Source organism: Sandarakinorhabdus sp., from assembly GCF_031422795.1.
Lineage (GTDB): Bacteria > Pseudomonadota > Alphaproteobacteria > Sphingomonadales > Sphingomonadaceae > Sandarakinorhabdus.
This window is the reverse complement of sequence record NZ_JANPML010000257.1, coordinates 1-2,172: the sequence shown is the minus strand read 5'-3', so window position 1 is coordinate 2,172 and position 2,172 is coordinate 1. Positions and strand designations below refer to the sequence as shown.

The window sequence follows — 2,172 nt, the reverse complement described above, 5'->3', positions numbered from 1 at the left end:
CGCGTTGCCGCCATCGGCCGTGACAAAGCCCTCGAAACCGCCTTGCAGGACGAGACTGCCCCTCAGGCCGATGCTGCCGCCACGGGCTTCGCCGCCGCCAGTGCTGCCATTGCCGCCGCGCGCTCCACCTTCCAGCGCCACGCTGTCGGCGATGGTGATATTGCCCGACAAGTTGAACCCGCCGCCACCGGCCTGCCCACCAATGCCACCGATGGAACTACCCCCAGTTGACCTTGCGAACCAAGCGAGCTGACCATTGATCTGCGACGAGCCTTCTTCGCCACGCAGTTCGAGCAAGTTGGCGATGCCGTCGCCGCCCACCACGCCGGAGCCGCCCAGTCCATCCATCGTGATCCGCTGCCGGCCGCTTTCAAACCGGCCCAGCTGGCCGCCAGCCTGCGAATTGGCAAAGCTGCCCATGTTGATGCTGCCGCCGCGACCAGTACCACCGTTGCCGCCGATCAGGGCGCTGCCGCCAATACCGCCGCGACCGTTGCCATTGATCACAATCGCAGACTGTGCGGTCAATGCCGGCGCAATGCTCAAGGTGCCGCCAACGGCCGTGATGAACGCCGAACCGGCCGTACCAAAACCGCCATTGCCACCGGCACCATCGGCCGTGTTGCCAGCCCCGCCGTTACCGCCAAACGCGTTCAGATCGAGCGAGAGAATCCCCGTGCTGATTGTGCCCGCATCAGGCCCGCCGGGCGCACTGGCGCGGAAGCCCATGGCGAAATCAGCAGCAGACGCGCCGCCGCCATCGCCGCCATCGTTGGACAGGCCATCGCCGCCGCGGCCGCCCCTGGCGGTCATCGTTGCGGTGATATTGCCGATGGTCATCGTGCCGCGGTTGTTGTTCGAACTGATGGACACGCCACTGAAATTTGCCCGATCGGCCGTGCCGCCGCGGCTCAATACGCCGAAACCGTTACCGGCACTGGCCGATGCCAATATGGCAAGATTGCCGGTGGTGATCGTTGTCGTCGCCACCGCCTGTTGCATCAGCAGATTCACCTGGCCGGAGAACGCGTCGCCGCCAAAGCCCTGAGTGGCAGTGCCGCCGGTGGCGTCTGCCGCCAGCTCGGCATTGCCCTGCAGGGTGATGTCGGCATCGCCCCGCGTGAATACCAGCACTTGCCCGCCCGTGGCTGCACCACCGCTTTGGCCCTGGCCGCCCACACCGCGCGCGCGCATATTGATCAGAGGCGTGGAGGATCCACGGCCATCCAGCGTGATCTGGCTGCCGGTGTCTGCAACGACCTGAACCAACCCGCCAAAACCGTCGCCCCCAATGCCCGAAGCCGCGCTGCCGCCCACACCCGAACCACCAAGGCCGATGCCGGTTGTGCCGCCGGTCGCCAGGATCGAAATCTGGCCGGCGTTGCTGGCCAATATGCTGACCGTGCCGCCGCGGCCTTCGCCGCCATTGCCTGTGCCAAAGCCGTCGCCACCGTTGGCCGATGTCACTGCGTCTTGCAGGTTGGTGATGGCGATATCACCGCCATCGGCTGAAATCTCGATCGTGCCGGAAACCGCAGCGCCGCCGCTGCCGGCCCCAGAACTGAACCCGCCGGTTGCCGTGGCACTGGCGATACGCACCCGGCCCAGCGCCAGGCTGCCACCGGTTTCGGCACGGATCAGCACAGTGCCGCCAAGCGCGCTGCCGCCATCGCCGTCCATGCCATTGCCGGCGCCCGCGCCAGCCGTGATCGTGTCCACAAAGCCATTGCCCAGCAACTGCCCGCCAGCGCGCGCCACAATGCTGGCACTGCCGCCCGTGGCGCTGCCGCCAACCCGACTCTCGCCAATGGCTTCGCCATAGCTTTGCAGACTGATGGTGCCGGTTACCGTGGCGACCGTGCCGTTCAGGATTTCAAACGCACTGGTGCCGCCCGTCGCTGAACCGCCCGTGCCGGCCGAATCGGACCCAGCAGCGGCAAAGGCGCGCAGCAACAGCGACGTCGTTTCGAAACTGCCGCCAATCAGTTGGACATTGGCGGTGCCGCCAACAGCGCTGCCGCCTTCGGAACCTTGCTCCCAACCGGCGTTCGCCAGCACGTCCAGCCCGGTCCCGCCCAGCGTCACCACGCCGGCCGAACGCATATTGAAGCGGCCGGCCTGCGCCGTCACACCATAAAGCGGCGCGAAAGCTTCGCCCAGCACGCTGGCGGT

The 2,172-nt window shown here is 66.9% G+C and carries 1 protein-coding gene; it reads right to left on the bottom strand.

Annotated elements, in window-relative coordinates; genetic code table 11:
* Nucleotides 1–2,172: hypothetical protein (locus RMO81_RS09305; protein ID WP_310475560.1), on the bottom strand; the 2,172-nt coding region annotated here is incomplete at both ends.